Origin of the sequence: Hoyosella levis (assembly GCF_026008515.1) — a bacterium.
Taxonomy (GTDB): Bacteria; Actinomycetota; Actinomycetes; order Mycobacteriales; family Mycobacteriaceae; genus Lolliginicoccus; species Lolliginicoccus levis.
This window is the reverse complement of the sequence record NZ_BQYM01000009.1, coordinates 37,207-57,700: the sequence shown is the minus strand read 5'-3', so window position 1 is coordinate 57,700 and position 20,494 is coordinate 37,207. Positions and strand designations below refer to the sequence as shown.

Annotated in this window: 1 protein-coding gene; it reads right to left on the bottom strand. The window is 69.2% G+C overall.

Annotated features, from left to right (window positions below):
- Nucleotides 1-210 precede the first annotated feature (210 nt).
- Nucleotides 211-20,442 carry a non-ribosomal peptide synthase/polyketide synthase gene (locus QC765_RS11035; RefSeq protein ID WP_278314498.1) on the bottom strand — a complete coding sequence of 6,744 codons (20,232 nt, stop codon included), beginning with the start codon at nucleotides 20,440-20,442 and terminating at the stop codon, nucleotides 211-213.
- Nucleotides 20,443-20,494 lie beyond the last annotated feature (52 nt).

The following is a 20,494-nucleotide window of genomic DNA, read 5'->3' as shown; positions in this document are numbered from 1 at the left end:
GGCGGGATGCTGTCGGTGAAGTCATTAATAGCCCTAACTACGGTGCAACGCCGCCCTGATCCGGGCGCCGATGGTGAGCAAAAGAAACACAACGTCTTTACATGCTAACCAGGCATAGGTGGCCCAGATCACAGACCACCCCGAGCGACGCGGGCGCAACGCTTCTCGTTGCGCCCGCGGAGAGGGTGGAGGCTCGCGAATCGCCGCCCGCTACGCCTCGCTGCCGCTCCAGGAAACGGTGCTTCCGCTGATCCAGCGCGCGCCCGCCCCGGACCGGTGCATGCGGCCCCCTGCCTCCCCGCTGGGATCAGCAACGAACGTCATGGCAGTAGTAGCGGGATCGTTCTGGCAGCAACGTGCCAGCGCTGCACCGGCGACGTAGAGCTCGCCTTCCGTCCCAGGATCAACGGGGCTCAATGCCTCATCAAGGACAAGCCAGCTCGTTCCCCGGGCCGGCGTGATCTCCGCTGTGGCGTCGCCTGGCACGACTCGCGCAGCGATCGGCGCGGCAGGCCCGGTGATGATCGCCTCGCCTTCCATGCCGCGAGCTTCCAGCCCACTGGAAGCCAGGCGGATTCCACCGCCTTCTGCTGCTCCCGTCACGTCCACGGGGAGGCTGGCGGAGGCAGCGAGAGCGATCTCGAGGACGGTCCAGGCCGGATCGGTTGGCCCGGTGACCACAACGCTGGGCGCATCGGCTACCTGGGTCCAGTCGCGAAGGTCCGCGAGCGCCGAGGCGATACCAGTGTGCGGCATCTCCGCGAGCGTCCCCGCCCCCGCCGGGACCAGGTAGGCCGTGTTGGTGGTGCGCAGGATGCCGGACCGGTCGTAGAACGAGATCGGTGTCGGCGGCAGCGTCTTGAGCTGCGCCTTGGTCGCCGCATCGTCGAGGTCGATGCGGGTGGAGCTTGCGCCCGCGTCGTGCTCGCTGGTCGAGACCACGACCCCGGTGAATCCCGCGAGGGCTTCGGCGGCCCCAGCGGGCTCGATGATGCGGATCGCGGCCCCGGACTTGGCGACTGCCCAGATCGCGACGACAAGCTCGGTGGAAACCGGCAGGACGACGGCAACGGTCGTCTCTGGTGCCGCACCGTTGCGAATGAGCAGCCGAGCGAGCCGGGAGGATCGCTTGTCGAGGTTCATGTACGTGACGTTCTTGGCTTCCGCGATGATCGCGGTCGCGGCGGGATCCGCCTCGGCGCCACGGGCGAGGATCTGGGCAAGCGTCTCCGGCTCGGCCGGATCACCGCCGACGAGGCCACCGCTGCTATCGGTGCGGGGCTTCCCGCTGGCAGGCGCGCCACCCTGGACGATGCTGCTGGCCTCATCGGCGTCGGTGATGTCGATATCGCCGAGGATCACCGAGGTATCGGCGAGGACAGCATCGACGACACGCTCGAACCTGCGCCCGAGGCGCTCCATCGATGCAGCGTCGAAGATGTCGGTGCGGTACACGATCGTGCCGGCGATCCCGTCGTGCGCATGCTCGTCGGTGAACCGTTGCTCGAGGGTGAGCAGCACGTCGAACTTCGCGGACTCGCTCGCGCCCTCGAACGGGCTCACGATCAGCCCGGGCAGCTCAAGGGTGCCAAGCTGCGGGTTGAGCAAGCTGATGACCACCTGCACGAGCGGGGCGTGCGCGTGGGAGCCACCTGCCCCGACCGCCTCGACGATCTGCTCGAACGGGATGTCCGCATGCTCGAACGCGGCGAGGTCCGCCCGACGGACTTCTCGAAGGAAGTCCTGGAACGTGATGTCCGGGTCGGCCTCGGTGCGCAGCACCAGGGTGTTGACGAACATACCAATGAGATCGTCGAGCACGGCCTCGCCGCGGCCGGCAATGGGTGAGCCGACAGCGATGTCGCTGGTCCCGGTGATCCGGGCTAGCGTCGCGGCGAAAGCGGCGTGCAGCACCATGAATAGGGATGCGTTCTGCTCCTGCGCCAGCCCGGCGAGGCCCTGGTGGGTGCCGGCCGCGATCTGGAACGAGACGGTCCCGGCCTCGGAACCGGCGGTGGCCGGGCGGGGCCGGTCGGTGGGGATATCGAGCAGGGCGGGCAGCCCGGCGAGGCTATCGCGCCAGTAGTCGAGCTGCTCGGCCGCCAGCGTTCCGGGAGTGCTGGCATCGCCAAGCTCGCGGCGCTGCCAGATGGAGAAGTCCGCGTACTGCACCTCGAGCGGTTCCCAGCCGGGGATATCCTCGGCGGACCGCGCGGCGTAGGCGATCATCACGTCCCTGGCCATGGGTGTCATGGATTCACCGTCACCGATGATGTGGTGGACGACGATGACCAGCACGTGCTCGGTCGGGGCGATCCGCAGGAGCGCGCTGCGCAGCGGCACTTCCCGGGTCACATCGAATCCGCGCCCCACGAGCGTGGTGATGCGCGCGATCGCCTCGTCCTCGGCGACGTCCTGCACCGCGAGATCGATGGTGGTATCGCGGGCAGGCATGATGCGCTGCTCCGGCCCCTCGGGCCCCTCGGGGAACATGGTGCGCAGGGTCTCGTGGCGCTCGATGACATCCGCGACGGCCTGCGCGAGCGCCTTGGCATCCAGGTCGCCGGAGAGCCGCACGATCAACGGCATGTTGTACGCCGATGATGCGGGATCGAACCGGTTGATCAGCCACATGCGTTGCTGCGCGAGGGACAGCGGGATGTGCTCGGGTCGCGGATCGACCGGGGCGAGCGGCTGCCCGCCGCCCCGCAGGGCATGGGCGTGCTCGACACGGACCGCGAGCTCGGCGACGGTGGGCGCGTCGAACAGGTCATGGAGGCGCACCTTCACGCCGAGGCTGCTGCTGATGCGGGCAACGGCTTTCATCCCGCCCAGCGAGTTGCCGCCGAGGTCGAAGAACGGCGCGGTGATCGACACCTCCGGCACGCCGAGGACCTCGGCGAACACGGCTGCGATCGCTTCCTCCACCGGGTTGGTGGGGGCTACATGCTCGCCGGTGATAGCAGTGGCGAGCTGCGGCGCGGGCAGCCGCCTGCGGTCGAGCTTGCCGCTGGCGGTGAGGGGGAACTCGGACAGCAGCTCGATCGCGGCCGGGACCATGTACGGCGGCAGGCTCGAGGACGCGTGGGCGCGCAGCTCATCGCGGTCGGGGGTGGCTCCCGCGACCGGCACGAGGTAGGCGACGAGCTGATCACCTGCATGGGCATCGTGATAGACCTGCACGTGCGCCTTGCTGATGGCTGGGTCCGCGGCCAGCACGGCCTCGATCTCGCCGAGCTCGATGCGGAAGCCCCGCAGCTTCACCTGGAAGTCGGTGCGGCCGAGGTACTCGAGCTGCCCTTCGGTGGTCCACCGGGCGAGGTCGCCGGTGCGGTACATGCGCGCGCCCGGCTTGCCGAACGGGCTCGCGACGAAGCGTTGCGCGGTGAGGGCGGTCATGCCGCCGTAGCCGCGTCCCACGCCGATGCCAGCCACGTACAGCTCGCCACCGACGCCGTGGGGCACGGGCCGCAAGTCGCGGTCAAGGACGAACAGGTCGATATTGGGGATGGGCTCGCCGATCGGGGTGTTCCCGTCCGCCCCGGGCTCCACTGGTGCCCAGGAGACGACATCGGAAGCCTCGGTGGGCCCATAGCTGTTGTAGAAGCGCACGCCTGCATCAAGCAGCGCGGCGATCGGCTTGCGGCGGATCGCCTCGCCGCCGAGGAAGACGGCCCGCAGGCTCGCGAGCACTCCGGTGTCGTCGGTCTCGGCCAGCGCCTCGAACGCGCTTGGCGACATGTTTGCCAGCGCCACGGACGTGCCCGTGATGGATTGCAGGATGCTCGCCGGATCGAACGGGTCCTCCGCGATGACGATCGTCGCTCCCGCGGAGAGTGCCACCCATACGTTCTTCTGGGTCAGGTCGAAGCCGGGCGAGGAGGCGATCAGCACGCCATCGCCGGCGTCCACCGCGGAGGCGTCGAGGTACCACTCGAGGGTGTTGGCGATTCCCGCCATCGGCACCAGCGTGGGCTTGGGCCTGCCGGTGGAGCCGGAGGTGGAGATGACATAGCCGATGCGGTCGCCGGATCCGGGCTCGGTCCAGCGGTCGGGCAACGCCGTCGCGACCGGTGGCGCCTCGGCGATGCGCTCGTCGAGCGTGAACACGGTGCCCTCGCCCATCAGGGTGTCCCAGGGGCCCGGGCCCGCGACGACAGCGGCAATGGCCTGGGTGTCGGCGAGCACGGCGGCGAGACGGTCCTCGGGGAACTTCGGGTCGATCGGCGCGTAGGCGGCGCCGGCCTTCCATGCGGCGAGCATCGCGACGACCCATTGGGCCGAGCGGGGCAGCAGCAGCGCGACCACATCGTCGGGCCCCGCTCCCGCGCGGGCAAGGTCCTCGCCGAGCTGGGTGGAGGCCGCATCAAGCTGCCGGTAGGTAAGGACGAGGCTGCCGTCCCGGACAGCAGCCGCGTCAGGCGTCGCGGCGCACTGCTGGCGGAACCGGTACAGCGGGCTGGTCTCCATCGTGGCACGCCGGTCACCGCGGCCCAGCAGGGCTACCTGATCGAGCTCGGGGCCGTCGATCCATTGCTGGTCCCGGATGGCTGCCTCGGGCGCTTCGAGCACGCTGCCGAGGAGCGTGGCGAAGCGCTTGCCGAAGGTCGCGACGGTCGATTCGTCGAACAGATCGGTGGCGTAGGTGAGCACCACGCGCATGCCGGCCGGGACAGTATTGTCCGTCCACTGCTGGATCACCGCGATATCGAGGTCGAACTTCACGGTGTGGGTATCCACCTCGATCGGCTCCACCGCGAGGCCGGGCAGCTCGAATCGGGGCGAGCTGCTGTTCTGGAAGGTGAACAGCACCTGGAACAGTGGCGCGTGCGCCCGCGAGCGTGCCGGGTCGAGTACCTCGACGAGCTTCTCGAACGGCACGTCGGTGTGGGTGAACGCCGCGATATCCGAACGCCGCACCTCGTCGAGGAAGTCCACGAAGCGCTGCCCGGAAGCGATCCCGGTGCGCAGCACCAGGGTGTTGACGAACATGCCAACGACATCGTCGAGCTTGCGATCGCCACGCCCGGCCACCGGGGTGCCAATGGGGACATCGTTCTCCCCCGACAACCGCGACAACAGGATCGCGAGCGCCGCATGGACCACCATGAAGGGGGTCGCGTTGTGGCGCCGCGCGAGATCCATGATGCGCTGCTGCACCCCGGCGTCGAGCGCGAGCTCGTGCTGGGCGCCGCGCTGGGACATCACGGCCGGCCGCGGCCGATCAGTGGGCAGCTCGATGAGCTCTGGCAGATCGGCAAGGGCGTTCCGCCAATAGGCGATCTGGGTCGAGAGCAGCGACGCCGGGTCATCCTCGGAGCCGAGCAGGTCGCGCTGCCACGCGGCGAAGTCCGAGTACTGCACGGCGAGCGGCGCCCAGCCAGGCTCATGGTCCTCGGCTCGCGCCGAGTAGGCGATCATCACGTCCCGGGCGAGCGGCGCGAGCGATTCGCCGTCGGCCGCGATGTGATGCACCACGAGCACGAGGACGTGCTGGTCCTCGGCAAGCCGGAACAGCGCGGTGCGCACGGGCGCATCCCGCGTGACGTCGAAACCGGTGGTGGCGAGGTCAGTGACACGAGCGAGGAGCTGCTCCTCCCCCGCCACGTCGACGGCGACGAGGCTGGTGGGGATCTCCCGCGCCGGCGTGACCGAGAGAACATGCTCGCCGTCGACCTCGGGGTAGGTCGTGCGCAGGACCTCATGGCGATTGATGACATCGTGCATGGCAGCGGACATCGCGTCAGCGTCGAGCGTGCCGGTGAGCCGCAGCATCAGCGGGATGTTGTACGCCGGGGAGCCCGGGTCGAGCTGGTTGAGCGCGAGCATGCGGTTCTGCGCGAGGGACAGCGGAGCCGTGGTGCCCTCCGGAAGAGGCTCGAGCGGCGGCCGGGTGGTACCGGTGGTCGCGGACTCCACCGCGGCAGAGAACTCAGCGACGGTGGGCGCGTCGAACAGCTCGCGCACACCGATCTCGCGGCCCGTGGCCTCGCTGGCCCGGGCAGCCACCCGGGTGGCGGACAGCGAGTTGCCGCCGATGTCGAAGAAATTGTCGTCCGCGCCAACGCGCTCGCGCCCCGTGATCTCGCTGAAGATGCCAGCGATGATCTCCTCCATCACCGATGCTGGCGCCCGGAACTCCTGCTGCAGCAGCGCGAGGTCGGGGTCCGGGAGGGCCTTGCGGTCCGCCTTGCCATTGACGGTGACGGGAATCGCGTCGAGAACCATGATGACCTGCGGCACCATGTATGCCGGCAGGTCCTCGCCGACGTGCGCGCGCAGCTCCTCGGTATCGAGCCGCGCGTCCCCGCTGGCTGCGACGACGTAGGCGACGAGCACGTCGCCGACATGGGCATCGCGGTAGACCGTCGCCACGGCCTGGCTGACGGCGGCGTGCCGGGCGAGGGCTGCCTCGATCTCGCCGAGCTCGATGCGCAGGCCGCGCAGCTTCACCTGGAAATCGGTGCGGCCGAGGTACTCGAGGGTGTGGTCGTGCTTCCAGCGCACCAGATCGCCAGTGCGGTAGAGCCGCTCTCCCGGCGCACCGAACGGATCCGCGACGAAGCGGGCGGCAGTGAGCCCATTGCGATGGTGGTAGCCCCGCGCGAGCCCCGCGCCCGCGAGGTACATCTCGCCGGCCACTCCCACGGGGACCGGGCGGAGGCGGTTATCGAGCACCAGCACATCGGTGCCCGTGATGGGGCGGCCGATGTCCACGGGCTGCCCCGGCTGCATGGGGGCGCTCGCGGTGGACCAGATCGTCGATTCGGTCGGGCCATACAGGTTGAGCATGCGGCGCCCGGGCGCCCACTGCGCCACCAGCTCGGGCGGGCATGCCTCGCCCGCCACGAGCAGCGTCTCGATATCGGTCAGCTCGCCGGGATCGAGCGAGGCGAGCACCGATGGGGTGATCACGCAATGCGTGACGTGCTGGTCACGCAGCACCTGGCCGACGGAACCGGCCGCGTCGCGGCCACCGCCCGGCACCACCACGAGGGTCGCTGCGGGGCCGAACGCCATGAGCAGCTCGAACACCGAGGCGTCGAAGGATGGCGAGGCCACCTGAAGCACGCGGGAGCCACGGGTGAGCCCGAACGCATCGATCTGCTCGGCCACGACCGCCGAGAGCCCGCGATGGGTGACCACTACACCCTTGGGAAGGCCCGTGGAGCCCGAGGTGTAGATCATGTACGCGGCGGAGCTGACCTCGATGGGGCCGCGCTCGGCATCGGTGACCGGTCCGTCCGGCATGGTGCCGAGACCGTCCCGGAAGCCGGGGTCGTCGATGCTGATCCAGTCGATGCCCGTGGGCAGCGCGGAACGGTCCGCGGCGAGGACAAGGCCCGCCGTCGCGCCCGAGTCCGAGATCATGTGCGCGATGCGATCCTCCGGGTAGGCGGGATCCACAGGCACGTACGCCGCGCCAGTCTTCGCCACTGCCCAGATCGCCTCGATCATCTCGATCGAGCGCGGCATCGCGAGCGCCACCACATGACCGGTGCGCACGCCACGGCCGAGGAGCACGCGGGCGAGCATCGAGGACTGGCGATCAAGCTGCTCGTAAGTGAGCTCGCGGTCACCGGCGATCACGGCCGTGGCGGCGGGATCCTCGGCCGCCGCGCGCGCGAGGATGCCAGGCAGCAGCATCGGCTCCGGGGCAGCACCGCCGCGCACCGGGACGATGGCTGCCCGCTCGGCATCACTGACGATCTCGATATCGCCCACGGGCCGCTGCGGATCCTCGATCACCGCGGAGAGCACCTGCACGAACCGGTCGGCGAAACCGACGATCGTGGCCTCGTCGAACAGATCGGTGGCATACACGAAGTGCCCGCGCATGCCTGCGGGAGCACCGGACTCGTCGGTCTGCTCGGACAGGTCGAGCATCAGATCGAACTTGGTGGTGTGCACATCGACCGTGCGCAGCTCGGCCGCGATGCCGTCGAGATCGAACGCGATCGGATCGGTGTTCTGGAACGCGAGGACCACCTGGAACAGCGGCGCGTGCGCGCTGGAGCGGGTGGGCCGCAGTGAATCGACAAGCTGCTCGAACGGAACATCGGCCTGGGTGAACGCGGCGAGGTCACGCTCGCGAACCGAGGCGAGGAGCTCGTCGAACGGGGTGGCCGGATCCACGTGGGCACGCAGGACCAGCGTGTTGACGAACATTCCGACAAGCGGGTCGAGCGCGCGCTCGCCACGCCCCGCGACGGGGGTGCCGATCGCGACATCGTCGGAGCCGGACAGCCGCGAGAGGAGCGTCGCGAACGCCGCGTGCACGACCATGAAGATGGTGGTGCGCTTCTCCCGCGCGAGCTCCTGCAGGCCAGCCTGCACCTCGGCGGGGATGGTGAACGCGAACGTCGCGCCCCGCTGCGATTGGGCGGGCGGGCGCGGCCGGTCCGTGGGCAGCTCGAGCACCTCGGGGAGGCCGGCGAGGGTCTCGCGCCAGAACGCGATCTGCCGGCCGGCGACCGACTCGGGATCGTTCTCGGACCCGAGCAGCTCGCGCTGCCACATCGCATAGTCGGCGTACTGCACGGGCAGTGGTTCCCAGGACGGGGAGTCGTCGTTGGCGCGCGCCTTGTAGGCGGTGACGAGATCCTTCGCGAGCGGGCCGAGCGATGCCCCGTCCGCCGCGATGTGGTGGACGACCACGAGGAGGGTGTGCTCGTCGGGCGCGGTGCGCAGCAATGCGGCCCGGATCGGCGGTTCCGCGGTGACATCGAACCCGACCGAGGCGAGGGTGAACAGCTCGCGCTCGAGCGCGCCGGGGCCCGCGACATCAACGGGCGAGACATCGATGTCGACCTTGTTGGCCGGCAGGATCACCTGGGTGGCCTCGCCCTGGTGCATGGGGAACACGGTGCGCAGGGACTCGTGCCTGCCCACGACGTCATGCAGGGCTTCCTGCAGGGCAGATACATACAGCTTGCCCGAGAGCCGCAGCACGAGCGGCATGTTGTACACCGCGGACGCGGAATCGTAGCGGTTGAGGAACCAGAGGCGCTGCTGGGCCAGCGACAGCGGGATGTGGCCCTCGCGTGGCTGCCGGACCAGCTTGGGCCGGGTAGCGCCGCGGGCGCCCTGGTGCTCGACGAGCGCGGCCAGTCCTGCGACCGTGGGCGACTCGAACAGGTCGCGCAGGTTGAGATCGCAGCCGAAGGCCTCGTTGATGCGGGTGGTCACCAGCGTGGCCGACAGCGAGTTGCCACCGAGATCGAAGAACGACACCGTCGCGCCCACGCGCTCATGGTTGGTGACCTCGGTGAAGATGCCCGCGATGATCTCCTCCACCGGGCCAGAGGGCGCGGCATGAACATCAGTGCCGGTGCTGCGCTCGGGCTCGGGCAGGGCCTTGCGGTCGAGCTTGCCATTGACGCTGAGCGGGAACTCGTCGAGCACCATGATCACGCGCGGCACCATGTACTCGGGCAGCCGCTCGGCGGCGCCGCGCCGCAACTGCTCGACGTGCAGGTCCGCGCCGGCCTTGGGGGTGACATAGCCAACGAGCTGGTCCCCCGCGGCGGGATCGCGATGCAGCACGACCACGACCTGGTCCACGCCATCCTGCGCCTGGAGGACAGCCTCGATCTCGCCGAGCTCGATGCGCAGGCCGCGCAGCTTCACCTGGAAGTCGGTGCGGCCGATGTACTCGATCTCGCCGTCCTTGCGCCACCGCACGAGGTCGCCGGTGCGGTACATCCGCTCCCCGGTGGCTCCGAAGGGGTTCGCGATGAACCGGTCCGCGCTCAGGCCCGACTGACCGACATAGCCGCGAGCCAGCTGGATGCCGGCGAGGTACAGCTCGCCATGCACGCCGATCGGCACGGGCGAGAGCCGGTTATCGAGCACATACACCTGGGTGTTCCACACGGGCGCGCCGATCGGCACGGTGACCGTGTCCTCCGCGGTGTACTGGTGGTAGGTGACGTCCACGGCAGCCTCGGTGGGGCCGTAGAGATTGTGCAGCGCCGCTCCGGAGAGCTCCGCGAGGCCCGCCGCGGTGGCGGGGGCGAGCGCCTCGCCGCTGGCGAAGACCATGCGCAGCGTGGCGATGCGATCATGCCAGCCGCTCTCGGTCGCCGCTGCCACGAACACCGCGAGCATCGACGGCACGAAGTGCAGGACAGTGATGCGTTCGTGCTCGATCAGCTCGGTCAGGTACGCCGGATCGCGATGCCCATCGGGCAGCGCCACGACCAGGCGGGCGCCGATCTGCAAGGGCCAGAAGAACTCCCAGACCGACACGTCGAAGGTGAACGGGGTCTTCTGCAGCACGGCATCGTTGGGGGCGAGCTGGTACTCGTGCTGCATCCACAGCAGGCGGTTGGCGATGGCCCGGTGCGAGACGGCCACGCCCTTGGGATTGCCGGTGGAGCCGGAGGTGTAGATGATGTAGGCGATGTTGTCCGCCGACAACGGCGCGACCCGGTCCTCATCCGTGACCGGCCCGGCATCGAGGCTGCTGGTATCGAGCCGGTCGAGCTCGAGCACGGTGACGCCCTCGGCGAGCGGCACGCGGTCACGGGTGGTCGTGACCACGCACACCGGTCGCGAGGATCCCAGCACCCAGTCGATGCGTTCCGCGGGATGGTCGGGGTCCACCGGCACGTAGGCACCACCGGCCTTGATGATGGCGTACATGCCGACCACCATCTCCAGGGACCGGCGCATCACCAGGGCGACCCGCGATTCGGGCCCGACCCCGAGGCCGATGAGGTGCCGCGCGAGCTGGCTGGACCATGCATCGAGCTCCGCATACGTCAGCGACCGCTGCCGGTAAGCGAGGGCGGGCAGATCAGGCGTCGTGGCGGCCTGCCGCGCGAACATCTCCGCGAGGTTCGTCTCTGGAACCTGGTGGGCCGTATCGTTCCAGCCTCCGCGGCTCCCGGCCACGCCAAGATCGAGGTTCTGCCCGAGCGCGCCGAGCGCGAGCGCCGTATCCCCGGCGACCGCGTCGAGCACGGGCACGAGCCGATCGATCAGCCTCATGGCCGCGTCGTCATCGGAAGCGCCGGTGGCAAAGGTCAGCAGCGCGAGCGCGTAATGACCGTCATCGTGGATGCGTTCCTCGCCGATGCGGTCAGCGACCACCTGGGCCCGGTCCTGGACCTGCTGGTAGGACACGCGCATGCCATCGACGACGAACGCAGCGCCATCGGGCTCCTTGGCCAAGGCCTGCTCCACCCGCTGCTGCAAGCGGCCTGTCGGCTGCGGCCCGGTCGTGAAGAGGCCCTGCTCCTCGCTGGACAACAGGTTGATGTCGCCCACCGCGATGCCGGGATTGTCGATGACCGCCTCGAGGACGCGGGCGTAGCGCTCGCAGTATTGCTCGATCGTCTGGCGCTCGAACAGGTCCGTCGCGTAGGTGAGGTGCGCCTTGATGCCGCCCGGCTCGCCCCGCTCGGAGTGGATCTCCTCAAGGGTGAGGAGCAGGTCGTACTTGGCGGTGTTGATATCGAGCCCATCGGCGACCACGTCGAGCCCGCTCAGCGCGAAGCGAACCGGATCAGTGTTCTGGAACGCCAGCATCACCTGGAACAGCGGCGAGTGGCCCGCGGCGCGATCCACGCCGATCTCGCGCACGACCCGCTCGAACGGCACATCGGCGTTGTTGAAGGCCGCGAGATCCTGCTCCCACACCTCCGCGAGCAGCTCCGCGAACGTCGCGTCCGGGTTGACCTGGGCACGCAGCGCCAGCGTGTTGACGAACATGCCGGCGAGCTGCTCGAGGGCTTCCTCGCCACGACCGGCGACCGGCGTGCCGATCACGATGTCAGAGGTTCCCGACAACCGCGCGAGCAGCACGGCGAGAGCCGCGTGAGCGACCATGAACACGGTCGCGTTGTGCTCGCGCGCGAGCTCCGCGAGGCGCCGGTGCACGTCCGCCTCGATGCCGAACCGCACCGTCTCGCCACGCATCGACTGCGTCGCGGGGCGCGGGTAGTCGGTGGGCAGGGGAAGCAATTGGGGAATGCCACGCAGCGTGGAGGACCAGTGCTCGAGCTGCCGCGCCACCACGCTGCCCGGATCGGCCTCGTCACCGAGCACCTCGCGCTGCCACAGCGCATAGTCGGCGTACTGCACCGGCAGTGGCTCCCACTGCGGCGCGGCACCATCGGCGCGGCATGAATAGGCATACATGAGGTCGCTGGCCAAGGGCGGCATGGAGCCACCGTCCGCCACGATGTGGTGCACGACGATGGCGAGGAAGTGGCGCTCGGGCGCCATGCGGAAGATCCGCGCCCGGATCGGTAGGTCCCCGCGCACATCGAAGCCGCGCGAGACGAACTCGATGGCCGGCCCCTCTGCCGGGCCGGCGAAGGACGAGCCTGGCTCCGCGGGCGCCTCGACATCGGTGACGTCGATCTCGATCTCCGTCTCCTCCATCGGAAGGATCACCTGGTGCGCGCCCTGGGTATCAGCGGGGAACACGGTGCGCAGTGCCTCGTGCCGCTCGAGCACGTCGCGCATCGCCTGCTGCATGGCGGTGACATCGAGCTGGCCAGCCAGGTCCACGCCGAACGCGATGTTGTAGATCCCCGACGAGGGGTCGTACTGATTGATGAACCACAGGCCCTGCTGCGCGAGGGACAGCGGCAGCCGCTCCGGGCGGGGCCGGGCGACCAGCGCGGCATCGGGGGCGCTCGCAGCACCATCCATCCGGGCGGCGAGCGAAGCCACGGTTGGTGATTCGAACAGATCCCGAACGCCAAGCTGAGCGTCGAAGGCATTCTTGATGCGCGCGACGACGCGGGTGGCCGACAACGAGTTGCCACCGAGATCGAAGAAACTATCGTGCACGCCGACCCGGTCGAGGCCAAGGACACCGGCAAAGATGCCCGCGATCGCCTGCTCCGCGGAGGTGGATGGCTCGACGTAGGTGTCCTCGTCCGAGGTGAACACGGGCTCCGGGAGGCCCCGGCGATCGAGCTTGCCGTTGACGGTGAGGGGGATCTCGTCGAGCACGATGATCGCGGACGGCACCATGTGCGAGGGCAGTGTCTCGCCGACGAATGCCGCGAGCTCCTGCGGATCCAGCGTTGCCCCCGCGACGGGCTTGGCGTACGCCACGAGCCGGGTAATGCCACTCTCCCCGGTGTTGCCGAGGGTGACGGCGAAGTCCACGTCAGGATGCCTGGCGAGGGCCCCGTCGATCTCGCCGAGCTCGATGCGGAAGCCCCGCACCTTCACCTGGAAGTCCGTGCGCCCGAGGTACTCGATCTCCAGCTCGCCGGAGGGACCGCTCGTCGTCCACCGCACCAGGTCGCCGGTGCGGTACATCCGATCGCCAGACTGCCCGTAGGGGTCGGCGACGAATCGCTCCGCGGTCAGCGCGCGGCGGTCGTGGTAGCCACGGGCCTCGCCCATGCCCGCGACATACAGCTCGCCGGCAACACCGACCGGCACGGGTCGCAGCCGCGAATCGAGCACCATCGCGCGGGTGCCACGGATCGGTGGGCCAATGGTGACGACATCCTGCCCGGCGGACATGGGCTGGGAGATCATCACCATGATCGTGGTCTCGGTCGGCCCATAGCCGTTGTACATGCGCCGCCCTGGTGCCCAGCGGGCCACCAGCTCGGCGGGGACGGCCTCGCCGCCAGCCACGACATGCTGGAACGAATCGAGTCCCGCCGGATCCACCGACGCGAGGGCGGCCGGGGTGATGAACGCATGGGTGGCCTGGTGCTCGCGGATCACCTCGGCGAGCTCGTCGCCACCGAACGTACCGGGCGGCACGACCACCATCGTCGCACCGGTCCCGAAGGCGAGCAGGTACTCGAGCACCGAGGCGTCGAAGCTCGGCGAGGAGAAGTGCAGCACCCGCGAGTCATGCGTCACCGCGTACCGGTCGCTCTGCTCGGCCGCGAAGTTCGCCATGCCCCGATGCGTCACCACGACGCCCTTGGGCAGACCGGTGGAGCCCGAGGTGTAGATCATGTATGCCGTATTGGCGATGCGCACTGGCTGGCGGCGGTCCCGATCACTGACGGGGGCATCGGAGAAGCTGTCGATGCGCGCGGCGACCTGCGGATCATCCAGCACGATCCACTCGGTGGTGGCGGGTAGCCCACCATGCTCGCCCGCAACGGTGAGGCCGATGCGCGCGGAGGAATCACGCAGCATGTGCTCGATGCGATCAGTCGGGTAGCTCGGGTCCACCGGCACGAACGCGCCACCGGACTTGGCGACCGCCCACACCCCGATCAGCGATTCGACCGACCTGGACATGCCCAGCGCGACAAACTTCTCCGGCCCGACGCCGAGCTCGATGAGGTAGCGGGCCAGCCGGGACGAGCGGGCATCGAGCTCCGCGTAGTCGAGCTCCCGGTGCCGGTCGATGATCGCGGTGGTGCTTGCCGCGTCCGCAGCGGTAGCGGCCAGCAGGTCCGGGAGCGCGAGCGGCGGCTCCCCCGGGGCGCCGTGCACCGGAGCGAGGTGCTCCCGCTCCGTATCGGTCAGCACATCGAAGTCCGCGAGCCGCGTCTCGGGCTGCTCGACGATGCGGGCGAGCGTGCGCACCATGCGCTGCATCAGCGCCGACATGCGCTCCGGCGCGAGAAGATCCGGGAAGAACTTGACGATGAGGCGCAGCTCCGGCTCGGCATGGATGATCACCGTGACCGGGTAGTGCGCGGCGTCGATGCCCTCGATGTCGACGATGCTCATGCCGGCGACCGCATGGCCCTCGCCGAGGCCTGCCCGATCCACCGGATAGGACTCGAAGACGGTCAGGGTGTCGAACAGCGCGCCCTCGCCAGCCTCGCCCTGGATCTCGGCGAGCTGCACGTAGTGGTGCTCGAGCAGATCAGCCTGCTCGCCCTGCAACCGCGCGAGCATGCCAGCGAACGTCTCGCCCGGGTCGAGGCGCAGCCGCACTGGCAACGTATTGATGAACAAGCCGATCATGTCCTCGACACCGTCGAGCTCGGGCGGTCGCCCGGACACCGTCGCACCGAAAACGACATCATCGCGCGTCGTCTCGGTGGCGAGCACGATCCCCCAGGCCGCCTGCACGACGGTGTTGACCGTGACCCCGAGCTCGCGTGCCACGCGCACCACCCGGTGGGTGAACGTGTCGCTGAAGCCATGGACGAGCTCGCGGGAGGGAGCATCATGCTTGCGGGCACGCTCGAGCGGCACCAGGGTGGTCGGCTCGTCGAGGCCAGCGAGGGCGCCGCGCCATGCAGCGAGGGACTCGGTGGCGTCCTGCCGGCGCACCCATTGCAGGTAGTCCTTGTACGAGCGGGCCGATGGCAGCGCCGAGGCGTCACCGGCAGCGGCGTACACCATGATCAGGTCCCGCAGATAGAGCGGGGTGGACCAGCCATCCATGAGGATGTGGTGATTGGTGAGCACGATGCGATGCTCGCCCGGCGCGATGGCCAGCACGGTGATCCGCACCAGCGGCGCGCGAGCCATGTCGAAGCGATGCTCGCGATCCCGCGCGAGGAAATCCGATACCGCGGCGGCGGGATCGGCGGCATCGCTCACATCAAGCGTCCTGATGGAGATGCTGGACTCGCCGAGGATGAGCTGCAGCGAGTCCCCGTCCGAGGTGGTGATGAACGCGGCGCGCAGGTTCGCGTGCCGGGCGATGACCGCATTGGCGGCACGCTCGAGGCGCTCGACATCCACGGTTCCACGGGCATGCAGCACGAGCTGCACCATGTAGGCGTCGACGCTGTCCTCGGCAAGCACGGCATGGAACAACATGCCGGCCTGCAGGGGCGACAGCGGCCAGATGTCCTCGAGCGACGGGTAGTGCCGCTCGATGCCGTCGATGGTCGCCTGATCGATATCGACCATCGCGACGTCGGACGGCGTGAGCCCGCCCGCGCCGGGACCGGACGCGTAGTCGCCGAGCGCGCCGAGAGCCCGGCTCCAATGGCCCACGAACTCATGGGCAGCGCGGTCATCGAGCAGCCCCTCCGGGTACAGCACCGCGACCTTGAGCACCTGCCCGTCCTCCGCGGGGGCGATCATCGCGGTGATGTCGAGCACGCCGGGCGCGGCCATGCCGGGCGCGAAGGTGAACATCAGGTCATCGGTGTCATCGGAGGGAACCCAGCCGAGATCACGGACCTCGTCGGGGATCTCACCGGTGACGAAGCGACCGAGGTAGTTGAACATCACCTGTGGCGCTGGACCCTCCCCGAGCCGAGCGGCGCCATCGGGATGCAGGTAGCGAAGCATGCCGAAGCCGATGCCCCGGTCCGGGATCGAACGCAGCTGCTCCTTGACGGCCTTGAGCGCCTCGCCCATGGCCTTCCCGCCCGAGAACGCGCTATCGAGGTCCACGCCGGAGGCGTCGAACCGCACCGGCGTGATCGTCGTGAACCATCCCACGGTGCGGTCGAGCTCCGCGCCCGGCACAGCGGCAGCCTCCCGGCCATGCCCCTCCAGCCCGATCAGCGGCGTGGCAGCACCACGCCACTTCGCCAGCGCCAGCACCAGCGCCGCGAGCAGGCCGTCATCGACGCCGCCGCGCACCACCTCGGGCACGCGCGTCAGCAGCGCGTCGGTGACATCGGTGGGCAGCTCGAAGGTGACCCTCCCGAGGGTGCGATTGAGGTCGCGGTCCCGGTCGAACGGCCGGGAACCGAGCAACGGCTCGCTACCGCTGAGCATGTCCTCCCACAGCGGCAGCTCCGGCTCCCGCGAGGGCACCTGCTCCTCGAGGCCGTGCGCCCAGCGACGGAATGACGTGCCCACCGGCTGCAAGGCTGGCTGCTCGCCGGCGCTGATGGCCGCCCACGCCGCGATGAGGTCTGGCACCAGCACCCGCCAGGAGACACCATCGATCGCGACATGGTGGATGACCAGCAGGATCCGGCCCTCGGCCTTGCTGCCCAGATCGAACCACACGGCTTGCAGCATGCGCCCCGCTGCCGGGTCGAGACGTTCCGAAGCGGCGTCCAGCGAGGCGGAGACGGCCTGCGCGAACGTGTCGGATCCCGGCTCCTCCTGGGTCCGCACGCGAGTGATCAGATCAGTAGCCATCACCGAGCCCGCGGGGGGAACGGAGAGCCCCCTGTGCGAGACCCGGACGCGCAGCAGGTCATGGTGGTCAAGGATGGCCTGGAGGGTCCGGGCGACCCCGTCCTCGTCGATGCCCGCGGGCAGGGCCAGCAGCGCTGCCTGCGAGTACTGGGCGTGGTCCCCGCCCCGCTCCAGCATCCAGTGCATCACCGGGGTGAGCGGCGCATCGCCGATCCCGCCACCGTCAAGCTCCTCGAGCACGACGCGGCTCGCGTCGTCGGACGGCACAGCCACCTGGGCCAGGGCCGCGACGGTGCGCCTCTCGAACACATCCCGTGGCGTGATGTGCAGGCCCGCGGCCTTGGCGCGCGAGACCACATTGATGGACATGATGCTGTCGCCGCCGAGCGCGAAGAACGAGTCATCGAGACCAATCGCGGGCAGCCCCAGGACATCCGCGAGGATTCCTGCCAGGATTCGCTCGGTCTCGTTCGTCGGCTCCCTGGTCGAGGAAACCATCGCGCCGAAATCCGGTTCGGGAAGCGACTTGCGGTCGATCTTGCCACTCGCGCTCAACGGCATCTCATCGAGAACCATCAGCACCGCGGGGACCATGTAGCCCGGCAGGAAACCGGATACATGCTGGAGGACATCGCCCTCGTCGATCGTCTCGCCCTGCGCGGCAACGGCATAGCCGACCAACCGATCCGGCTTGCCCTCGGTCCGCTGCACCAGCGCCGCTGCCTGGCCCACTGAGGGATGCCCGAGCAGTGCCTGCTCGATCTCGCCGAGCTCGATGCGGAAGCCGCGCAGCTTCACCTGGAAATCTGTGCGACCGATGTACTCGAGCTCGCCGTCCGCGCGCCACCGCACCAGATCCCCGGTGCGATACATGCGCGACCCCGGCTCGCCGAACGGGCTGGCCACGAAGCGCTGCGCGGTCAACGGCAGCTGGCCGCCATACCCCCGGCCCACACCGGTCCCGCCGACATACAGCTCGCCCGGGACACCGATCGGCACGGGGCGCAGGGCCCCGTCGAGCACATGCAGCCCGATATTGGGAACCGGATGGCCGATCGGCACCGAGACCTCGTCGGCCTCCGACATCGTCGCGAACGACACCACATCCGAGGCCTCGGTGGGGCCATAGCTATTGACGATCCGCACGCCTGCGGCGAGCAGTCCAGCAACTGGTCGCGGCCTGATCGCCTCGCCACCGAGGAACACCGTACGCACTCCGAGCAACACATCGTCGGTATCCGCATCGACCAGCGCCTCGAAGGCGCTGGGCGACATGTTCGCCAGCACCACGCCGTTGTCCCGGATCGCGGGCAGGATATCGGCGGGATCGAAGCCATCGCGCGCCAGCACGATCGTGGCGCCACCCGCGACCGCGGCCCACACGTTCTTCTGGGTGAGGTCGAAGCCAGGAGCGGAGGCGATGAGCACGCCCTCTCCCTCGACCAGGGCAGTCTCCTGCCGGTACCACTGCACGGTGTTGGCCACGCCCGCCATCGGCACCACCGTGGGCTTGGGGCGCCCCGTCGAGCCGGAGGTCGAGATGATGTAGGCGGTGCGCTGCCCAGCGAGCGGGTCGCTCCAGGCGTCGCCCGGGCGCATCGGCACGGGATCCGCGGCCGCCATCGTCGCGACATCGCACACAACACGCTGCGCGTCCGGGACGACGCTTCCCTGCGTCCAGCCGGCCAGGCAGGCGACGGCCCGAGCGCCGGTATCGGCGAGCACGGCCTCGAGCCGCTCGGCCGGGAATGCGGGATCCACGGGCGCGTAGGCCGCGCCCACCATCCACGAGGCGACCATCGCGGCGATCCACTCGGGCGAACGAGGGAGCGCGAGGGCCACCACGTCATCCGCGCCCACGCCGGCTTCGCGCAGGCGTCCCGCGATGACCGCGACCGCGCGGGCGAGCTCGCTGTAGGTGACCGCGATGTCGTCCGAGACGACGGCTGTGGCCGAGCCTGCTACCGGATCCCCGGCAGCCCTTTCCAGCACTCCAGCGATGTCGCGCGCCAGGGCGCTGGGATCGGCTTCCGCCGCCGGGCCCCACGACCAGCTCTCGAGCGCACACTGCTCGGGCTCATCGAGAAGATCGATCTGCTCGATCGGGGTTCCGGGCTCCGCCGCGACGAACGCGTCCAGGAACCGCATGAAGCGCTGATGGTGCCGCGCCAGCTCGTCCTCGCTGTACCGCCCCGGGTTCGCCTCGAAATCAACCTGGATCTGGCCGCCGCCGGACGCTGGATAGAGGTTCAGCGAGAGATCCTCGACGGGTCCAGTGCTGAGCACGCCCAGCCGGCCCACGACGTCGCCCAGGCGCACCTCGGGCTGGAACATCATGATGTTCACCGTTGGCCCGAAGAACTCCCGGTCCGCCGACACCATCCCCATGTCGCGTCGCAGGTCCTCGTACCGATACCGCTGGTGCCGCAACGTCTTGGTGATCTGGGCGCTCACCGCATCCATGAGCTCCTGCGGCGTCGCGCCGCGCGGCACCGCGATCCGCATGGGCACGACATTCGACACCATGCCACCGGAGGCCTGCATGAACTTCGTGACACGGCCACTTACCGGGAAGCTCAGCGCGATCTCATCGCGCCCGCTCACGCGCGACAGGTAGGCCCCGAATGCCGCGAGCACTGCTGGGGCGAACGACTTGCGGTACCGCTCCGCCGCTGTCTCCGCGATCAGCGCGTCCGTCCGCTCGCTCACGGGCTCGGACCGCACCAGGCTGACGGGCGCGGCCGGAGCGGACCGGAGCGCCAGGGTGATCTTCTCGGGAAGGTCCCGGACGTACTCGGTCCAGAACTCCCGGTCGTCGCGGAACCTCTTCGATTCCTTGTACGCGATCTCCGATTCATAGATCGACTCGAGCGAGTTGGTCCGGATCTCGCGTGGCTCCGTGCCCTCGGATAGTGCCGAGTAGACCTCGGCGATGCGCAGCAGCATGTTCATGCCGCCAAAGCCATCGATACCGATGTGGTGCAGGCGCATGTACCAGATGTAGTGATCCGCGCCCAGCTTGATCAATGCGGACCGCGCGAGCCGCTCCTTGGCGAAGTCCAGCGGGGTGGAGTACTCCCGCTCCATCCACTCCCACGCGGATGCCGTGGGGTTGGCGCGGTCGGAGAGGTCGACCAGATCGACGGACTGGCTCAGGCTGAGGTCCACGATCTGCCGTGGCCCCTCATCGGTGTCGATGATGCGCAGGTAGCCGGAGCCGATGTCCGCACCGGCCCGCAGGGTGGCCTCCTCGAGGCGCGCGTGATCGACCTCGCCGCGGATCTCCACGTACATCGCGATGTTGACGGGCGTTTCCGGGTCCAGTTGCTGCGACATCCACATGCTGTACTGGGCCGCGGAGAGCGGAAATGGGCGGGGGCCGCTGTCCCGAGCGACGTTCGGTTCGTTCCCGGGCGTCTCAGTCTGGCTCACGCATCCACTCCATATCCACCCGCGCGCGCGGGACCAACTCTCGCTGCCTGGC